The sequence below is a fragment of the Acinetobacter sp. CE-15 genome (genome assembly GCF_051059255.1).
Lineage (GTDB): Bacteria > Pseudomonadota > Gammaproteobacteria > Pseudomonadales > Moraxellaceae > Acinetobacter > Acinetobacter guillouiae.
Genome location: NZ_CP192737.1, coordinates 3,987,685 through 4,007,910 on the forward strand (window position 1 = coordinate 3,987,685; position 20,226 = coordinate 4,007,910).

The 20,226-nt window shown below is 38.9% G+C and carries 19 protein-coding genes; 15 read left to right on the top strand and 4 right to left on the bottom strand.

The features are described from left to right. Positions 1-124: 124 nt before the first annotated feature. The 11 genes from queA (at position 125) to secF (ending at position 11,491) form a co-directional block, all read left to right on the top strand. Positions 125-1,162 (top strand): tRNA preQ1(34) S-adenosylmethionine ribosyltransferase-isomerase QueA, encoded by a 1,038-nt coding sequence (gene queA, locus ACQ7EO_RS18255; RefSeq protein WP_434279633.1) that lies wholly within the window; start codon positions 125-127, stop codon positions 1,160-1,162. 146 nt (positions 1,163-1,308) lie between these two features. Continuing rightward, entirely contained in the window at positions 1,309-2,331 is a 1,023-nt protein-coding gene (locus ACQ7EO_RS18260; protein WP_434278280.1) for a hypothetical protein, read from the top strand. 88 nt (positions 2,332-2,419) lie between these two features. Then, positions 2,420-3,445, top strand: coding sequence for a hypothetical protein (locus ACQ7EO_RS18265; RefSeq protein WP_096733038.1), 1,026 nt, complete (start codon positions 2,420-2,422; stop codon positions 3,443-3,445). 19 nt (positions 3,446-3,464) lie between these two features. Next, a complete protein-coding gene (locus ACQ7EO_RS18270) occupies positions 3,465-4,034 on the top strand; it encodes a LemA family protein (RefSeq protein WP_004723147.1) in 570 nt (189 codons plus the stop codon). 256 nt (positions 4,035-4,290) lie between these two features. After that, the gene (gene pnuC / locus ACQ7EO_RS18275; protein WP_434278282.1) at positions 4,291-5,007 is read left to right on the top strand and encodes a nicotinamide riboside transporter PnuC; all 717 of its coding nucleotides are present in this window, start codon (positions 4,291-4,293) and stop codon (positions 5,005-5,007) included. Between the two features lie 11 nt (positions 5,008-5,018). Then, positions 5,019-6,032: an AAA family ATPase gene (locus ACQ7EO_RS18280; RefSeq protein WP_434278284.1), complete on the top strand. Its 1,014-nt coding sequence runs from the start codon at positions 5,019-5,021 to the stop codon at positions 6,030-6,032. A 239-nt stretch (positions 6,033-6,271) separates the two neighbouring features. Next, positions 6,272-6,688 (top strand): hypothetical protein, encoded by a 417-nt coding sequence (locus ACQ7EO_RS18285; RefSeq protein WP_434278285.1) that lies wholly within the window; start codon positions 6,272-6,274, stop codon positions 6,686-6,688. Positions 6,689-6,962: 274 nt separating this feature from the next. Continuing rightward, positions 6,963-8,093 (top strand): tRNA guanosine(34) transglycosylase Tgt, encoded by a 1,131-nt coding sequence (tgt, locus tag ACQ7EO_RS18290; protein ID WP_004723155.1) that lies wholly within the window; start codon positions 6,963-6,965, stop codon positions 8,091-8,093. 134 nt (positions 8,094-8,227) lie between these two features. Next, positions 8,228-8,557, top strand: a complete 330-nt coding sequence (gene yajC / locus ACQ7EO_RS18295; protein WP_004723156.1) for a preprotein translocase subunit YajC — start codon at positions 8,228-8,230, stop codon at positions 8,555-8,557. A 53-nt stretch (positions 8,558-8,610) separates the two neighbouring features. Beyond that, on the top strand, positions 8,611-10,512 hold the full coding sequence (secD, locus tag ACQ7EO_RS18300) for a protein translocase subunit SecD (RefSeq protein ID WP_004723158.1): 1,902 nt from the start codon (positions 8,611-8,613) through the stop codon (positions 10,510-10,512). Positions 10,513-10,522: 10 nt separating this feature from the next. Beyond that, positions 10,523-11,491, top strand: a complete 969-nt coding sequence (secF, locus tag ACQ7EO_RS18305; RefSeq protein ID WP_004723159.1) for a protein translocase subunit SecF — start codon at positions 10,523-10,525, stop codon at positions 11,489-11,491. A gap of 181 nt (positions 11,492-11,672) precedes the next feature. On the opposite strand, the gene ACQ7EO_RS18310 is transcribed toward secF, so the two are convergent. The 4 genes from ACQ7EO_RS18310 to ACQ7EO_RS18325 all read right to left on the bottom strand — a co-directional run bounded on the left by ACQ7EO_RS18310 (position 11,673) and on the right by ACQ7EO_RS18325 (position 15,424). Beyond that, positions 11,673-12,380, bottom strand: coding sequence for an XAC2610-related protein (locus tag ACQ7EO_RS18310; RefSeq protein ID WP_434278289.1), 708 nt, complete (start codon positions 12,378-12,380; stop codon positions 11,673-11,675). Between the two features lie 126 nt (positions 12,381-12,506). Continuing rightward, complete coding sequence (locus ACQ7EO_RS18315; protein WP_434278290.1) at positions 12,507-13,961, bottom strand: NAD(P)(+) transhydrogenase (Re/Si-specific) subunit beta; 1,455 nt, start codon at positions 13,959-13,961, stop codon at positions 12,507-12,509. A gap of 3 nt (positions 13,962-13,964) precedes the next feature. Next, entirely contained in the window at positions 13,965-14,285 is a 321-nt protein-coding gene (locus ACQ7EO_RS18320; protein WP_004723166.1) for a proton-translocating transhydrogenase family protein, read from the bottom strand. Between the two features lie 11 nt (positions 14,286-14,296). After that, positions 14,297-15,424 (bottom strand): Re/Si-specific NAD(P)(+) transhydrogenase subunit alpha, encoded by a 1,128-nt coding sequence (locus tag ACQ7EO_RS18325; RefSeq protein WP_004723168.1) that lies wholly within the window; start codon positions 15,422-15,424, stop codon positions 14,297-14,299. 930 nt (positions 15,425-16,354) lie between these two features. Here ACQ7EO_RS18325 and ACQ7EO_RS18330 point away from each other — a divergent pair. From ACQ7EO_RS18330 to ACQ7EO_RS18345, 4 genes are all read left to right on the top strand, one after another. Beyond that, on the top strand, positions 16,355-17,281 hold the full coding sequence (locus ACQ7EO_RS18330; RefSeq protein WP_171478416.1) for a DMT family transporter: 927 nt from the start codon (positions 16,355-16,357) through the stop codon (positions 17,279-17,281). 24 nt (positions 17,282-17,305) lie between these two features. Further along, complete coding sequence (locus tag ACQ7EO_RS18335) at positions 17,306-18,178, top strand: S66 peptidase family protein (RefSeq protein WP_434278293.1); 873 nt, start codon at positions 17,306-17,308, stop codon at positions 18,176-18,178. Positions 18,179-18,549: 371 nt separating this feature from the next. Continuing rightward, on the top strand, positions 18,550-18,981 hold the full coding sequence (locus ACQ7EO_RS18340; RefSeq protein WP_262085063.1) for a RidA family protein: 432 nt from the start codon (positions 18,550-18,552) through the stop codon (positions 18,979-18,981). Positions 18,982-19,003: 22 nt separating this feature from the next. Further along, positions 19,004-20,194, top strand: a complete 1,191-nt coding sequence (locus ACQ7EO_RS18345) for an MFS transporter (protein ID WP_434278294.1) — start codon at positions 19,004-19,006, stop codon at positions 20,192-20,194. Positions 20,195-20,226: the final 32 nt, after the last annotated feature.

Sequence of the window (20,226 nt, forward strand, 5' to 3'; positions counted from 1 at the left end):
TGTTTAATTTTAAGGCAGTTCTGGTTTTTTTGGATTATAAAACATCAATTTCAGCCATTAATTTGAAAAACGACTATACTAGCGGCAGTTTTTAAATCCCAAATGTCAGTTTTTCTTCCTCATGATGCAACTCTCCGATTTTAATTTCGAACTTCCCGACGAACTCATTGCGCGCTACCCACTTGAAGCACGTAGCGCTTCTCGCCTTTTACATCTCAATGCAGATGGTTCATACCAAGATCTTCACTTCACCGATGTTTTTGATTTATTCAATGAAGGCGATTTATTGGTACTCAATGATACCAAAGTGATGAAAGCACGTTTAAAAGGTAAACGCGCCTCTGGTGGTGCTATTGAAGTTTTGGTTGAACGTATTTTTGATCAGACCATTGCACATTGTCATATCAAAGCCAGTAATTCGCCTAAAGCAGGTGCTGAGTTATTTATTGGCAAAGATGAAGTTAAAGTGACGGTAACAGGGCGTCATGAAAACTTATTTGTGGTGGAATTTTCTCAGCCTATTTTGCAAGTTTTAGATTTATACGGACAATTGCCTATTCCGCCTTATTTTAACCGTGAAGCAGAAGCCATTGACACAGAACGCTATCAAACCGTGTTTAACGATCCAACCAAATTAGCAAGCGTAGCAGCACCGACAGCAAGTTTGCACTTTGACCAAGCCCTATTAGAAAAATTAGAGCAAAAAGGCGTAAATAAAGCGTTTGTAACCTTGCATGTGGGTGCTGGAACATTTTTACCCGTACGTACAGATCAGATCGAAAATCACATCATGCACAGTGAATGGTGTGATGTGCCTGAAGCAACCGCAAAATTGATTCAAGAAACCAAAGCACGTGGCAACAAAGTGATTGCCGTTGGAACGACAGCAACACGCGCCTTAGAAAGTGCAGCACAAGCGTCTGGTGGAAAAATTGCCGCATGGACAGGCGATACGCAAATCTTTATTTATCCAGGGTATCAATTCTGTGTGGTTGATCGCTTGATCACCAACTTTCATTTACCAGAATCTACCTTGTTAATGTTGGTATCTGCATTATCCAACCGTGACAATATTATGAACGCATATCAACATGCTGTTGCAAGCAAATATCGTTTCTTTAGTTATGGCGATGCAATGCTGATTGAAAATGCAAATGACTAGATCCAACGAAGCACAATGTATTTAAAAATTATTGCTTAGTCAGCATATCAATATGCACAGTGTGGTTTAGACACCACACTTTGCATTCAAAATCATTTTTTCGTTACAATCAGGCATCTAAGCACTTGCTACAATAATGAATAAAGATGAATGATTTACTCACAAAAATTCAAAATGCCTTTAGTCAACAACACGCCAACAATGGCAAGACTCAGCACAATATCCATGCGATCAATCAGTTACTCTCGTCAAATCAGAATTTTGAACAGACCATTGCAAGTTTAAAGAATTGGCAAGATGATCCGAGTCTATCTATTCAAAATTATACGTTTTGGCTTTTTATCGCGATCGCGATTGGCTTATTTGTACTGGCTATTTTTACCCACCCGATACTCTTGCTGGTTGCGGGTGTGAGTGTGGCTTTTGCTTTCTATAAGCGCACTTCGACAAAAGCCCTCAATCAATTGGTTGAAGATGCTCATCAAAAGAACCTAGAAGCGAAATATCAAATCCGCTTCTATCCCAATGCCTTCGATGAAAATATTGAGTCTCCTTATAATTTCCCGTTATTTGGATTAGGGGATCATGAAAATACGATTGGCCATTGCATTTATGGCGCTTGGCAGGTCAACGGCATCAACTATCCATATATGCTGTTTAATTATCATTATGTGGATGAAGTCGAAACGCGTGATTCAGAAGGCAAAAAAAAGACTGAATATCGTCATTATGATTTATGGGGGATCATTCTAGAAAACTTCCCTGCTCAAGGTATCAGTATTTCATCTAAACAAAATCGAGCCTGCCGTCTTGGGGTAAAATGGTCGAGTGGGGATATTCGTTTCGACAATCAGTACCAATTAAGTGGTACAAATGAAATGCAACTTGCCAATTTTTTTACACCAAATCATGTATTAATGCTTGATCAAGCCATGGCTTATTTTAAAGGTGATTTTTATGTTCAAGCCCAGCGCCCTTCTTTGTGCTGGCTGTTTAAAACACATATTACCAAAGCGCAGATGCAAGTCGATAAAGTTCAAACTGTCTATGATTTGGCTGCACAACTTGAAAGTATGAACATGCCTGATTATGAGCAGCTTAAAGATTCACTGATCACGATTCTACAAGAAGTCCAGCCTCATTATGCGACAAATAAAGTTGAAAAATAAACAATTTACTTTGTCGATACAATAATTTATCGCATACTGATCAATCTGGAATTCGAACTTTAATAGACTTCAATCATGATTATTTGCCATGCCTATAGAAACCGTTGAGCGATTACTTCACCTACGCACAAGAAAAAATAAACATGTGATGCGCAATATCGCTCGGCTTTGGGAAATTGGACAACAGGCTCAATCTGCACAAGATATTTTAGATGGCTTACATCCGTGGGGAGAATGTAGAGAGTTATTTTTTCATAACCTCATCCCCAGACTGCTGTTTATGATTGGGGTACTGACTGCAATTTTTGGTTGGCTGATTCATCACTATATTCCCTACCCACTGAGTCTATTAGCAGCCTTGTTATGCTGTTTTGCTGCTTATTTAATTTATGAGCAAAGCGATCCAATTGATGAAGTCATCAATTTTTTAGAACAGCGCATGATGTTTCTCCGCTACGAGTTAGATTTTAATAAAACCCCAAGTCATATCTCCACAACAAGCAATAGCTTTTTGGTCATGAGCAAGTTAAAACAAAGTTTTCCGTTGTTTTCGCAAGGCAATGTGTTGAATGAGATTGAACAATTTGCATCCACCAAATGGTTTGATGGTGAACAAGAACATCATGTGATGTTATTTCAGTATCATTATGTCGATGAGTTTTCACTGCCCAATACCCAGGGTGAAAAACAGATAATTAAGGAAACTCATAAAAACCAATGGGGTGCTTTTATTTTTCAATTACCCGCCCTCGGCTTTGCCGCCAGTAATAAACATCATGAATTTATTCCGCCCTATACCCAAATATGGAAAACTGCGGATATTCTGGTCAGTCAAAATTTATATATTTTTGGCTATGATCAACATCAACTTGCCCGTACCATTAGTCCAAGTATCACCTTAAAATTAAGTGATTTTTTTCAACACTATTCAGGTGATATTGTTTATCATTTTGAAGAAAATATGCTGTGCTATATGGGAGATCAAGATCTCTTTCGCATTCGTCGTAAAAAACAAAAGCTTCAGGATATTTCAGCACTTCGTGGACATTTAAGAACATTAACCATGCCTGAATATGAAAAATTTAAACAGTGCATGCTAAACTTGATTTCATAAATCAAAAGGAATAATCAAAATGGGTTTAATCATATTTATTGGGATTTTTATTGTTCTGATCGTTTGGGGTATTCTGGTCAGAAATAACATTGTGCGTTATTTCAATGCGACACAACGCGCATGGGCTGAAGTTGCTAACTTTGAACGCCAGAAAGTAAAAACACTGGAAACTTTAGAGCAAACTTTGGCACAATATACACAGTTTGAAAAATCAACTTTGGAAAAAGTGACCGAGTTACGTCAGCAAATTTTGAATCTAAACTTGAACAATACTGATGTTTCTCAACTGCAACATGTTGAAAAACTCAATCAAGATTTAATGAAAAGTTTAAATGTGGTTGTTGAAAATTATCCTGAACTCAAAGCGGATACTTTGTATGCAAAAATGATGGATGATATTCAAGAACAAAATGAAAATGTCGGTGCAGCAATCACTATCTTTAACCGTAATGTTGAAGAATTTAATAACACCATCGAAATTTTTCCAAACAATATGATCAATACCATTACTTTGGCAAAGAAAACAATTCGTCCATTTTCCGACAATGTGGTCACTCAGAATTTTGATTACAAGCCTAATTTTAACTAAGCTTTACTCTATATTATTAGAAAAACCCATCCTTCCCAAAGAAATATTGGGAAGGTTCTTTGATCAATTACTTGAATAAATACGTAAAAAATAAATAATCACAATGGATTTATCAACAGGCTTGGTAAAAACAATGATCAACAATCCAGTCCCTTCATGCAGATTAAACTGAAATTTCAAATCGTCTGTAGGGTTTAAATCGGGTATAAATTACCAGCAAATAACACCAACAGCATTATTTAGAATTACAAACCCTATGTTGAAACTCTTTTCCCCCTCCCTCTTTCACATTCTTTTCAAAAACTGGAATGTATTTGAGATTATTTGGCTTTTTAGTTTTATTTTCATCGGCTGTATCATTACCTTAGTTCAACAAGATACATGGTTTAATTTCGTGGTATTACTCAGCGGAATTCTCTGTGTGGTATTAGCAGCAAAAGGCAATATTCTCAATTATAGTTTTGGTTTATTTAATAGCTGTGCTTATGCATGGATTTGCTATAACAACGGGCTTTATGGCGAAATGGGACTGAATCTCTTATTCTTTGTCCCAACCGCTTTGATCGGCATGCTACTTTGGCAGCAACATACCAAAGAAAAACAATTACAACAGGCCTATACCCTTCGGCAGGCATATTTGATTTTGATCATCCTGAGCAATATAGGTTGTATTGCGATACTCGGTTATCTGCTTGCCCAAATTCCCACTCAAAATACGCCTTATATAGATGCAACCACCAATATCCTTGCAATCACAGCAACGATTTTGATGTTGCTGCGTTTTAAAGAGCAATGGTGGTTTTATATTACTTTAAATATCTTCAGTATTTTAATGTGGGCGATCCGAACCATTGATGGGAGTGGTGATGGTGCAATGATGTTATTGATGTGGTCGGCCTTTCTGATCAATGCCATCTATGGCTACTATAACTGGAACAAACTTGCACAAAACTATTCAAACTCATCCTATTGAATTTAAAAACTATGAAAAAAATCGGACTAACACTCGGTAAATATGCACCCTTACATGCAGGTCATGTGCATGTATTTGAAACAGCATTACAAGAGGTAGATGAGCTGTATGTATTGATCTATCAAAGTTCAATTACAACTATCCCCTTAAACATTCGCGCCCAATGGATCCGTGATTTATTTCCTCAAATTCATGTAATTGAAGCATGGGATGGGCCTGAGGGTTATTCCAATGATCGGGCGTTTGAAATAGAACAAGAAAATTACATCATTCAAAAGCTCAATGGTGTGAAAATTTCGCATTTTTATAGTAGTGAATTTTATGGTGAGCATGTCAGCACAGCACTCAATGCAATTGATCGTAGAGTGGATGAGTCACGTTTACAGGTGCCGATCTCCGCTACAATGATTCGAGCAAATGCCTTTCAAAATCGAAAATTTATTCCCAACTGTGTCTATGCGGATTTGATTAGCAAAGTTGTCTTTGTCGGTGCCATGTCTACAGGCAAGTCGACTCTGGTTGAAGCACTTGCGAAAAAGTATGCAACAACTTTTGCCCCAGAATATGGACGTGAATATTGGGAAAGCCACCAAGTGGATCGTCGTATCGGTTTTGAGGATTTCAACATTATTGCAGATCGTCATATCGCCTACGAAGATCAGGCCACTTTAGATGCAAACCGTTATTTATTTGTAGATACCAACGCGATAACCACAGCGATGTTTTGTATGGATTATCATGGACGATTACCGGAACATCTCAAACAACTTGCACTCGAAAATGCACAGCGCTATGACTTATTTTTCTTGTGTGAAGATGATATTGCTTATGACGATACTTGGGATCGTAGCGGCCCACAAAAAAGAGCTATTTTTCATCAACAAATTATTGCCGATCTCAAACAACGTCGGATTCCATACATCGCTTTAACAGGAAGTTTAGAACAACGGATTGCCAAGGTTGAACAAGTGCTAAATCAGTTTGATAAATTCAATAATTTTTTTGGATCAGCTTTTAAGCCATGATCAGGAATTAATTATGGCGATTGAGTATATTTGACTCGAAACATATTACCTAAATCACCATGTGGAAATTTGAATAAAAAATTCAGTCATAATCCTGTTTATTTTCAACATAAAAAATGACATTTTGATCATTTTCTGATATTTTCAAACCGCTAAAAAATGACTATTTTTAGAACAAAACGATCAACTTAAAATGATCAACTTAATAAAAAGACAATCTAAAGATTGGAGTAAATCTAATGTTAAAAAAATTATTCATGATGTTATGTCTGTGTTTTCTTTGGCAAGCCCCTGCTCAAGCGAAAGGCCTGTTAGTTTTCAATACAGGCGATGAAATGTTTAAGGTTGGCCCATTTCCACAAGAGCTGTTAAGTCAATATGAAGATCTTAAAAGTTTAAATGCAGGGTATAAATGTAGTCACTTTGGGATCTTATGGGCAGATGTCAAAACATGGGACTGCACCTTAGTCGGCATGACCGATGCAGAACCAGATACGTTTTATGAATTACCTGATGATGTCATTTCAACCTTAAGTAAAAACCCTGAATACCAAGAAAATAAAATGCAACGTAATTTTTGGAATCATTATGGAATATTCATCATGATTCTGGGAGTTATCGCCTTGATCATTATCGGTCGTAAGGCAAAAGACTAATTTTCTATCTTGTCCAAATCTAAGCTCAAAAGCGAACTACTATTCGCTTTTGAGCAGCATAAAAATAAGACTTTGATATTCAAAAATAATTATTCAACGATAAAAAAATGATTCTCCTATCAATCTGTTGATGTTCAAGCCGCTAAATCAATAATTTTAAATTTAACATTATGAAAAACAACATGACTGGTATTCGACCATAAAATCAGGGAAAATAGCCCCCTTTTGCAATTATCAATCAGCGAACTGTTTTTTCGCCAGATTTAGGTTATTTATGAAGTTTGAAAAATTAGGTCAGTCGGGGCGTGCTCGTCGTGGTCGTTTAACTTTAGAACATGGTGTGATTGAAACACCTGTGTTTATGCCTGTGGGAACTTATGGCACAGTTAAAGGCATGTTGCCACGCGATATCGAAGACATCAAAGCACAAATTATTTTAGGCAATACCTTCCATCTTTATTTACGTCCTGGACTAGATGTTATCCGTGAACACGGCGGTTTGCATGAGTTTATGAAATGGGGTAAACCGATTCTTACTGATTCAGGCGGCTTCCAAGTCTTCAGTCTGGGTGCTATGCGTAAAATCAAAGAGGAAGGGGTTACTTTCCGCTCGCCTATTGATGGTTCAAAAGTCTTTTTATCTCCTGAAATTTCAATGGATATTCAACATACATTGAACTCAGATATTGTGATGATTTTTGATGAATGTACGCCATATCCAGCGACCCATGAAGAAGCACAGAAATCGCTTCAATTGTCATTACGTTGGGCGAAGCGTTGTAAAACACAACATCACGATGTTTTAAAAAATAGAAACGCATTGTTTGGAATCATTCAAGGCGGCATGTATGAAGACCTTCGTGAAGAGTCTTTAAACGGTCTTAAAGAAATTGATTTTGATGGCTTTGCGATTGGTGGTTTATCTGTCGGTGAACCAAAAGAAGAAATGATCAAAGTTTTGGATTATCTGCCTGCAAAAATGCCAGAAGATAAACCACGTTATTTGATGGGTGTGGGTAAACCAGAAGATATCGTTGAAGCAATCCGTCGCGGTGTCGATATGTTCGACTGTGTCATGCCAACTCGAAATGCACGTAATGGTCATTATTTTGTTACAGATGGTCTGGTTCGGATTCGTAACAGCCAATATCGTCATGATCAAAGTCCACTGGATCCACATTGCGACTGTTATACCTGTACCAACTTCACTCGTGCTTATTTATTCCATTTAGAAAAATGCGGTGAAATGCTCGGTTCGATGTTGGGCACGATCCACAATTTACGTTATTACCAACGTTTTACCCAAGATATTCGTGATGCTTTAGATCAGGGAACTTTTGATGAATACGTGACTGATTTCTATCAACGTCGCGGTTTAGAAGTTCCTCCTTGTCCTGCTGACTAATGCCCCAATATAAAGTTGAATTGAAGATTAATTCAACAGTATTTGCGCTGAAACCCAAGACAAGGTAAATTGCTGAACAAGTCAATTTAAAAGCCATGAAAATGGCAGATAATTTTTAACATTAGGAAATTAGAATGAGCTTATTTATTTCTTCTGCTCACGCTGCAGCAGCGCCTGCACAAGGCCCAGGCATGATGGCAAACATATTGATGATTGTAGTATTTGTTGCAATCTTTTATTTTCTCATCTGGCGTCCTCAAGCAAAACGTGCAAAAGAACACCGCACTTTAATCGAAAGCTTAGGTGTTGGCAGTGAAATTGTCTTTGCAGGCGGCTTAATGGGTCGTATCCTAAAAATTGATGGCGACTTTGCAGTGGTTGAATTAAGTAAAGGAAATGAAGTCAAAGTTCAACGTGCAAGTGTTATTTCAGTACTCCCTGAAGGCACATTAAATAACCTTTAATCATAAAACGGTCGTGCACTTAGCACGACTTTTTCATTTTAAGAAGAAAGCGAATGCGTTACCCTGCATGGAAATATATATTGATTCTAGTGGTACTAGTGATCAGTACATTATATGCGCTGCCGAGTTTGTATCCTGACGAACCTGCTGTTCAAATTTCTGGTGCCAAGGCTGGTACCACAATTGATCAGTCTGTCATACAAAAAGCAGAGCAAATTTTAAAAAGTGAAAATATTAGCAGTCATGATAATACCTTCACCAACAATGCTGCCCTTCTGCGTTTAAATACGTCTGAAGCACAGTTAAAAGCAAAAGATGTCCTCAGCAAAGGTTTGGGTGAGAACTATACCGTTGCATTAAACCTTGCACCAACCACACCTGAGTGGTTGCAAAAAATTGGCGCTAAGCCAATGAAGCTTGGTTTGGACTTACGTGGTGGTGTTCATTTCTTACTTGAAGTAGATATGGACAAAGCTATTGCACAACGTATGGAAACCTCAGCAACAGACTTACGTCGTGAGTTCCGTGACAATAAGATTAAATTTAATAGTCTTTCATTGAACAACAATACCATTACGATTCAGTTTGCAAATAATGATGACCGTGCAGCGGTAATGGACTTTTTACGTCGTGATGGGAATAAGTTCAATCAACAAGCTTTAGCAACGGATACAGGTTCTACGCTTAAGTTGACTTATAACGATGCGACCAAGCAAGATATTCAATCTTATGCACTTAACCAAAACTTAACCACTTTACGTAACCGTATTAATGAGTTAGGTGTGGCTGAAGCATTGGTACAAAGCCAAGGTAGCAACCGTATTGTGGTTGAATTGCCTGGTGTACAAGATACTGCCGAAGCTAAACGTGTCTTGGGGCGTACTGCAAACCTTGAATTCCGTTTAGTGTCTGATTTAAATGATCAATATATTGACCGTTTCACAGGTAAATATAATGGTCAACCTTTACCACCAGGTACTGAAGTTTTTGCTTACGAATCTTTGGACAGTGGTCGTGAACTATTATTAAATCGCAGCCGTATCCTTACGGGTGAACGTGTACAAAATGCATCAAGTGGTTTTAGCCAAGATAGTGGTGGCGCTGAAGTAAATATTACTTTAGATACTGCTGGTGGTAAGTTGATGTCAGACGCAACCCGTACTGCTGTTGGCAAACGTATGGCGGTTTTGTTTATTGAAAATAAACAAAAAATCACCTCTGTTGCTGATCCAGTTACAGGTGCGATGACAGAAGTACGCACACCATATACTGAATCTGTGGTGATCAATGCTGCAAATATTCAAGCTGTTTTAGGTTCATCTTTCCGTATTACCGGTTTAGATTCTCCTCAAGAAGCGGCTGAACTTGCATTGATGTTACGTGCTGGTGCTTTAGCTGCACCAATGTACTTTGTAGAAGAACGTGTTGTTGGTCCAAGTTTGGGGCAAGAGAACATCGACAAAGGCGTATTATCAACGCAAGTTGGTTTCCTGCTTGTTGCAATCTGGATGATCGTGTTCTTCCGTCTATTTGGTTTAATTGCGGATGTAGCATTGGTGATTAACTTGGCAATGCTTCTCACCATCATGTCTTGGATCGGGGCTTCACTGACCTTACCAGGTATTGCCGGTATCGTAATCACCATTGGTATGGCGGTCGATGCCAACGTACTGATCTGTGAGCGAATACGAGAAGAAATGCGCTGGGGGGCCTCGCCCAAACAGGCCATTATTGCCGGTTATGATCGAGCCTATAACACCATTCTCGACTCAAACTTAACCACATTCTTGGTTGCATTTATTCTGTTTGCTATTGGTACAGGTCCGATCAAAGGCTTCGCTGTAACGCTGATGATTGGTATTATTTGCTCAATGTTTACTGCAATTACAGTAACACGTGCAATTGTTCAATTGGTATATGGCAGAAAACGTAACTTGAATAAGTTGAGCATATAGGAGATCGAAGATGACTGATGTGACTCAACCGAAAAAGAAATATGGTCGCCCAGATGATGAGCATGTAATTAATTTCATGAAGATTGCCAAACCAGCGGCAATCATCTCAATCCTTTTGACCATTGCAAGTATCTTCTTTATTGCAACCAAAGGCTTAAATCTTGGTTTAGATTTTACTGGTGGTGTTTCTGCAGAATTGAACTATCAATATGCGGCAAAACCAGCAGACGTGATTTCTAATTTGGATAAAGCTGGCTTTAAAGATGCAGTTGTACAAACATTAGGTTCAAACAAAGACTTAATTGTACGTATGCCTGCGCAAGACCTTAAAGTTGAAGACTTAAGCAATACCATTACCAAAGCGGTTCAATTGCCGAATAACACTGCTGTTGTTCACAAAGTTGACTCTGTCGGTGGTCAAGTCGGTAATGAGCTATATTTACGCTCTGCAGGTGCTGTAGCGCTTGCAATGCTGCTTATGTTGATCTACGTGACCATTCGCTTCGAGTTTAAACTTGCAGTTGGTGCAGTGCTTTCATTACTGCACGATGTGATCGTAACGATTGGTATTTTTGCAATGATGCAATGGCCATTTGACCTTACTGTTTTAGCGGCTATTCTTGCCTTAATCGGCTTCTCGTTAAACGATAACATTGTTGTATCGGATCGTATCCGTGAAAACTTCCGTAAGATTCGTGGCGCGACACCGTTAGAAATTGTGAATATTGCCTTAACTGAAACCTTAAAACGTACCATTCATACTTCGATGACATTATTGCTGGTTGTACTCGCAATGATGTTCTTGGGTGGTGATGGCTTACACTGGTTCTCAGTTGCCATGTTTATTGGTGTATTTGTGGGTACGTATTCTTCAATCTATATTGGTACTGCATTTGCATTGTGGCGTGGTCTTAACCGTCAAGACTTTATCGTACAAGTTAAACCTGAATTCGAAGATGAAGAGCATATTCCTCATTAAGTTTCAGTTTTAATTGAAAAAGCTCATCTTTGGATGGGCTTTTTTATGCTTAAAATTTAACATCACAATGTAAAGAAGTTGTTCTATTCATAAAACCTTACGCTATCCCACAATTCAGCATCTGTTGATTTACATCATATAGCGATGTCAATACAAAATAGTGATACGAGGTAAATTGTGACTACTGAGCATAATATTTTGCAGTTGGATAATACTTGGTCTTTTCCTTCCATTTTCCATTAATCAAATTACGATCTGTGACTTCAACTTGATCACCTTGTGGTGATGTTGCATCCTCAATAAACTCTCGAACCAGCAATAAACCTTTTCTAGGTACAACTTGATACTCAGAACGAATATGGTAGCAACAGCCACTTTTATTAAAAGTGATGATACGTTTGCGCTTTTTGTCTAGCTCAAACATACCTAAATTTTCTTGAGTGAGTGCAGACAGTTCCTGACTTAAAACAAATTTATTCTTGCTTTGATTAAATACATAAATGTCATACACCGGACCGCCATAAGAACCATAATTGCCGTTTCTAATCGCGAGGTCTTCTGTTCCATCAAAGTTAAAATCATCAAAAATCAAAGGACTTTGTTCGCCATAAAGCTGTATAACATTAACACTCGGTTTAAACTTTTCATCCAAATACATGGTCAATTCATCAGAGTGAAATGCTTGAAATACCGCTTTACTGCCCTTTTTAAATAGCTTTACTTCGGCCTTAGCCCCACATTCATCTTTTTCACATGCAATATCAATTACGGCATCATAGTGTTTCGAGCCATCTTGAATTTCAAAAACTTGTGCATGCGTTATAGATAAGGAAAATGCCAGATAGATGCCTAAGCTGTTACAGATTATTTTAAATGGTTGATTCATCATTTTTTATTCAGTCAATTTTATCAAAATCATAGCATTAAAATTGCTTAAATAAAAAACCGCCCGAAGGCGGTTAGGCTCCCTCCTTTATCAAAGGAGGGTTGGGGGTGGATTTAATCCGATAGCGGCTTAGTGCCCACCACCATTGATTGCTTTTGTCATCTCTTCAACAACTTTCTTGGCATCACCAAAGATCATCATGGTTTTGTCATTGTAGAATAAGTCATTGTCTAAACCTGCATAACCTGTTGCCATAGAGCGCTTGATTACCATAATGGTACGTGCTTTATGTGCTTCAAGAATCGGCATGCCATAAATTGGTGAGCTTGGATCATCTTTAGCCGCTGGGTTAACAACGTCATTCGCACCAATCACCAATACAACATCAGTCGCTGGGAAATCAGAGTTGATCTCGTCCATTTCCAAGATGTCTTCATATGCAACATCAGCTTCCGCCAACAATACATTCATATGACCAGGCATACGACCTGCAACTGGATGGATTGCAAAACGAACCGTTACACCTTGCTCTTTTAAGATTTCACACAATTCTTTCACTGCGTTTTGTGCACGACCTTGCGCCATACCATAACCCGGTACAATCACAACGCTGTCCGCATTCGACATCAAGAAGCCCGCATCATCCGCAGAACCAGAACGGTAATTACGTTGAACTTGCTCACCTTTATCAACCGATGCTACAGCCGTACCACCCATCGCACCACCAAACAATACATTGATGATTGAACGGTTCATTGCTTTACACATAATGTAAGACAGAATCGCACCTGATGAACCCACCAGCGAACCCGCAACAATCAGCATGTTGTTTTCAAGTGTGAAACCAATACCAGCCGCAGCCCAACCAGAGAATGAGTTCAGTAGTGAAACCACCACTGGCATATCACCGCCACCGACTGGTGCAATCCAAACCCAACCAAATGCCAATGCCAGTGCAGTCATTGCCCAGAATGCTTGCATATTGCCTGTGGTAAAGAAGTACACACCACACGCCAGCATAGCCAGGAAAATGATCGCTTGAACGGGTTTAACCCAAGCACCTGAAATGGTTTTTGCCCATTTCTTTGCAGCTAACTTACCATAAGCAAATACAGATGCAGTAAAGGTAATCGCACCAACGAAGCAACCGACGAATAATTCAAATAAATGAACTTTACTCATATGCGCATGCTGTACACCAGCAGCGCTTAAAGCAGATTCGTTTTGTGCAAACAGAGCAGTCAGTTGGTTATTATGTAAAATTGCAGCAATTGCAATCAGTACCGCAGCCAAACCAACAAGTGAGTGCATCAATGCCACTGTTTCTGGCATTTGGGTCATTGGAACTGTACGTGCACGCGCAATACCGACAATTGCACCCAACACCATTGCACCACCAATCATCCATACAACAGGATGATCTGCGACAAAGAATGTGGTGATTACTGCAATCGCCATAGCGATCATACCGTAACGGTTACCAGCAATCGCAGTTTTAGGACCTGAAAGACCACGTAAGGTTAAGATGAAAAGGACAGCACCTACAAGGTAGAACCAATCCGCATATTCTCGAATAAATTCCATAGATTAGCCCTCTTTTTTCTTTTGTTTTGGCTTAAACATTTCAAGCATACGTGCAGTCACTGCGAAGCCACCAAAAATGTTAATACTTGCCAAGAACACTGCAATTGCACCAAGTACACTGACAACATTCACGGACTGGAATTGTACACTTGCGTCTACAACACCAGGAATTCCAACAGTTTGTATCATCGCACCTACAACGATAATTGAGGACAATGCATTGGTTACTGCCATTAACGGCGTATGCAATGCAGGTGTTACACCCCAAACCACGTAGTAACCAACAAAAATGGCTAAGACGAAAATAGTAATAGTTTCAACCATGATGACTCTCCTTAACCACGCTTCAGCAGTACTTGACCGCCATGAGTTACTAGAAGTGCTTTTTGAATTTCGTCTTGTTGATTGATGGCAAAATTTTTCTCTTGATCAAACAAAGTTTCTACGAAATTGAAAACATTACGTGCATACAGTGCCGAAGCTTCTGTCGATACTGTAGAAGGAATATTTGGAATACCTAAAATCGTCACACCATTGTCAGTGACAACATTTTCACCATTCTTAGAACCTTCAACGTTGCCGCCTGATTCAACCGCCATATCTAAGATGATTGAACCCGGTTTCATTTTGGCAACAGTTTCAGCTTTGATTAAGCGAGGTGCATCACGACCTGGCAACAACGCAGTAGTAATCACGATGTCTGCATTTGACACTGCTTTATCTACGATGATGGCTTGGTCTTGAATATATTGCTCGCCTGGCATCCAGCCATAACCATTTTTAGCGGCATCGGCAGCTTTTTGTTTTTCTTCATCAGACATCGGTACATCTAACCACTTACCACCAAGCGATTCGACTTGGTCACGTGCAGTTGGACGTAAATCTGTTGCTTCAACAACTGCGCCTAAGCGTTTTGCAGTTGCAATGGCTTGAAGACCTGCAACACCCACACCCATAATCACGATACGAGCGGGTTTCACAGTACCTGCAGCAGTCATCAGCATTGGGAACATACGTTGATATTCCGCAGCGGCCAATAACACCGACTTATAACCTGCAAGGTTGGCTTGAGAAGACAATACATCCATATTTTGCGCACGAGACAGTGTTCGTGGCAAAAGCTCTAACGCAAATGCAGACACTTGTTGTGACGCAAATTGGTCAAGTTCAGTATTACGGTATGGGTCAAACATTGCTACCACAGCTGTTCCTGCGGCAAGCTTTTGAATTTCCTCACCTTGTGGTGCACGAACTTTCAAAATAATTTGACTACCTGTATAGGCATCATCTGTAATTTTAGCGCCGACTTGTTCATAAGCACTGTCTATATAAGCCGCTTTTTTACCAGCGCCTCGTTCAATGACAATACTATGACCAGCACTAATCAACTTTTTTACTGTCTCTGGCGTAGCGGCTACGCGGTTTTCACCGACGACAGATTCTTTTGGGATTCCAATCTGCATGAGCGTTCCTCAAGCTAATTTTTCTTCAAGTAAACATCGTAAATAACCCGATGTTTCCCCCAGATGCGTTGTTATGAATTTTTGGATTCTAATTGAACTTTTTTAAAATACCACCCAATATTTATTTAATAAATACCCATATTTTGAACTGATGATTCATAAATATAATTGTGCGACATACCCTATATTCAATTTATTGTATTTTTCTCGTATTATCCTGCTCAGTTTTTTTGACATATCCTGTCTCCAATTTTTAAAAATGATGTTTTTTTAAGCTTATTTGCATATTTTAAGCTGCTCACCCTACCCTACTGATTGGCATTTACAGCAGTATGATTCACTTTTAAGCATTCCAGCTTGCTGTTTAAATACTCCATAAAACAATAGATTTAGCACAAAAACCAACATCCCTATTGACCTTTCTGACAAATTACATGGTTTTTTTATCAGCTTATATTGGCCTTTTCTATCATTTTTTTCGTCAAAAATGTAAGTCGGTTTTTATTACATTTTTTAATTTCATTAATAAAAAAAAGTACTTGGAATAACCATTAGAATTACCCTAGAACTGAGTCTAAAGCAATTACAAAAAATTTTAGTTTTTTTTTATTTGCCATTTTGTCAGTTAATAATACTCGAACAGCTTGAACCAACCATTACGATGTTGCACCTTTTTTGTGCAAAAAATAGCATATTGAATTTGAGCAGTTTATAAACAAGGATCTCACGGTTGATTTTTATACAATTTTTATTTCAATCTATTTAAATGCCACTTAAATCCACACAAAAAGAAGTAAGCAAGTGTGTTTTATATTCCTTTTATTGCGCCAATTCATTCTTTTTTTGTATTTCCACTGATTGAAAACAACATTTATACTGCTTGTTCAAATTTACATGTCGTATAGCGACATCGTCAATGCAGTCAAATTCATGAAACTTTCTTTATCCAGTACCCAACTCGGTTCGATTTTCGCACTTGGTGCGGCTTTCTTATTTAGTACCAAAGCTATTTTTATTAAACAGGCTTACGCATTATCGCCATTGGTTGACAGCACCGTGCTTATGGCATTGCGAATGGCAAGTGCCCTGCCTTTTTTCCTTTTACTGTGTTGGTTCAATCGCCATCATAATAAAAATATGACAGGAAAAGACTGGGCCTTATTGGTTGCTGCAGGTTTGATGGGCTATTATCTTTCAAGTTGGCTCGACTTCGCTGGTCTGATGTATATCAGTGCTTCGTTAGAACGTATTATTTTATTTCTCTATCCAACACTGACAGTGATTGCCACAAGCTTTATTTATAAGCAAAAACTCAACTTTAGAACCATACTAGCGATTGCATTAAGCTATGGTGGTACAGTGATTGTGATGCTGCAAGAGCAAAGCACAGTACCGCATGAAGGAAATTTCTGGCTAGGCGTGAGTTTAGTCTTTGCCAGTGCGGTCTGTTTTGCGACGTACTTACTCATGACCCCACGTTTAATTCAAAAATTTGGTTCATGGAATTACACTGGTTTGGCATTAAGCATTGCATGTTTTGGTACGCTAACTCATTTTATTATTGCAACACCCCAGCCGATTCAACTGCTTACTCAACTTCCGACACAAGTCATTTGGTATGGTATCGCCTTAGGCTTATTGGTGACGGTTTTACCGACGATTTTGGTCGCGCAAAGTATTTCTCGTTTAGGTGCTGCACAAGCAGCTATGATTGGTTCGATTGGCCCGATCCTAACCATTATTTTGGCTGTGGCTTTGCTCGGTGAGCATATGAATGCGATACAATGGTTTGGTTGTTTACTGAATATCATCGGTGTCATGATGATTACTTTGTCTAAAAAGAAACTTGCACACTAAATTGTGCAGAAGCTTGGAAGGAATATGCATTTTAAAATTGTATCGCCGAGTGCCTGTGTAGATGTTGAAAATATCCAGTTGGCACAGTCGCATTTGGAACAGTTAGGTCATACAGTCAGTTTGGGTAAACATGTATTTTCACAACATCGCTATTTGGCAGGTACAGTTGAACAACGTATTCAAGATTTAAAACAGGCATGTTTAGATCCAGATATTGATGCAATTTGGTGTGGCCGTGGTGGTACTGGTGCTGCAATGTTATTGCCATTTTTAGGCAAGTGGATTTTAAATAAACCCATTATTGGCTATTCAGATACCACCGTGTTATTAAACTATATTGCGATGCATCATGGGCAATCTTTACATGCGCCTGTATTTCAGGAAATTGCCGTTAAAAATTTAGACAATAGTCCTCTGTCGTATGATGCTTTAAAAACCATCAGCCTGTTATCCGCGGATATAAACCAACACGGTCATTATCCCTTATCCAGCGCAAATGGTTTTGCTCAAGATCAGCACATTGAAGATGTTAAAATCTTAGGCGGAAATCTTACTGTGCTGTGTACTTTACAAGGCACACCGTCTGCCTTAAAACTGAATCAGCCGAGTGTTTTACTGATTGAAGATGTAGGCGAACCCTATTATCGAATTGAACGTTCATTGACTCAGCTCCTACAAAGTATTGATACTTCAAACTTAAAGGCTTTGGTCTTGGGTGATTTTTATCAATGCCCACAAAAAAATGTCCCGCAAAGTATTGTTGAGATTGTAAAAGAACATCTCGATCCACTGCACATCCCACTTTACCAATGTGACTGGTTTGGTCATGGTGAAGTCAACCGTCCATTTTGGTTAGGGAAAACGGGCAAGATTGTAGATTCACAACTGATTATTTAACGGCTAGGTTATTTAATGACTGGGTTATTTTAGTACAGCGCTATTTCAGCGCATTGAATATAAAAATAGCCAATAACTTGCTTAAGATAGGCCTCTACGAAATCCTAGTCAGTGCTTACTGGGATTTCCTAAGAGCATCAAAGCAAAGGTAACCAACCTATATACGTTTAATCCTGAGCAATACTTTACTTGCATCGTGCTTCTTCTGATCACTTTTCTATATGACGGTTTTCTTGTTTAACAGCCCCTTGATTGTTCATTCATAAATACGATCAGTTGCTTCGGTTTTTTCTTGGCATTTTCACTTGACCTTAAGTTAACTTGAGCTTTGATACTGTCGGAAATTTCCAGTCAATCAAAAAGAGTCATCCATGCATTCCAGATCAGAATCCGCGCAGATCAAATCGTTCCAAATGATTAACCCAAATACACTTTATAATCCAACAGCATTTGCGTATAGTCATGTGGCTGAAGTACGCCATTATTTGCGTATTTTGCATATATCTGGACAAGGTGGTGAAAACCAACAAGGACAATTATCCCAAGATTTTGCACAACAAGTTCATCAAGCTTTTGTCAATCTGCAACATGCCCTACAAGCGGCTGATGCATCATTATTGGATATTGCTGTTTTAAGAGTGCTTGTGGTCGATCACAGTACTAAAAAACATCAGTTTTTAATTCAGGAAATGCAACAACTTTGGAAAGATCAACCTTTCCCTGCGTGTACACTGATTCCTGTCCCGTGTCTTGCTTTACAAGGAATGCTCATTGAAATTGAAGCAACTGCCTATTGTATGTAACTCCAAGAACTAGGATATTTTTATGAATGCTCAACTCGATATTAGCCAAAATAAAGCATTACTTTGGCTGATGGCGATTGCCTGCGGTTTATGCGCAGGAGCAAACTATTATAGTCAGCCGCTGATTCACTCGATTCAACTCTATTTCAACATGCCAGAATCACAAGTGGCACTTACAGTGACCTTTGCCCAAGTGTCTTATGCGCTTGGTCTTTTATTCATTGTGCCGATGGGTGATATTGTCAATAAAATCAAATTTATTCCTTGGTTAATGTTTTGTGCTGCGATTGGTTTATTGATGTGTGCTTTTGCTGTCAATTTACCTATGCTTTGGGTTGGCACAATTATTACAGGTCTATTTTCTGTTGCGGCTCAGGTGTTAATCCCACTTGCAACGATGGCAGTTAAACCTGAAAAAACAGGAGAAGTTGTTGGCTTTTTAATGAGTGGGCTATTGGTTGGGTTATTACTTTCCACCAGTCTTGCCGGTTTGTTATCTAACCTGTTTAACTGGAAACTGATTTACTTTGTCAGTGCGGTATTAATGTTGATTCTTGCCTATTTATTGAAAAAACGTCTGCCACATGTACCTGTGTTTAAAATGAGTTATGGCAAAATTTTCTACTCGATGGGTGTGCTGTTAAAAGAAGAACGTCGTTTGGTCTATCGTGCAATTATTGGTGGCTTTGCATTTGCAGCCATGAGTATTTTATTTTCAACGATTGCTGTTTTACTGACTTCTGAACCGTTTCAATTACCTGATGTTTTGGTTGGTGTTGCAACGATCATTGGGGTATTTGGTGCTTTAGCCACTGCAAAAATTGGTAAAATTGCAGACCGTGGACATACCAGTATCCTGACATGGATTGGGGTAGCGTTAATGATCGTCAGTTGGGCGCTGCTTTATTTCGGTGGAAAGTACCTCACCAGTTATATTTTAGGGTATGGCCTGATTAGCTTTGGACTCGCTGTGGTTCATACCAGCAATCAAAATATCATTTTCCGTTTACGCCCAGATGCTAAATCTCGGATTAACTCTATCTATATGACAGCCTATTTCACAGGTGGTGCATGTGGTTCAGCTCTAGGCGTTTATGCATGGCATCATGGCGGTTGGACCATGACTTGTCTTGTCGGTGTATGTTTGGTTATGGGTTCTGCACTATTTTCTCTGCTAGATCGTCTATATCTCAATAGAGCACAGACCATTTAAAGCATTCTAAAATCAAAATCCTTCAAAATTTG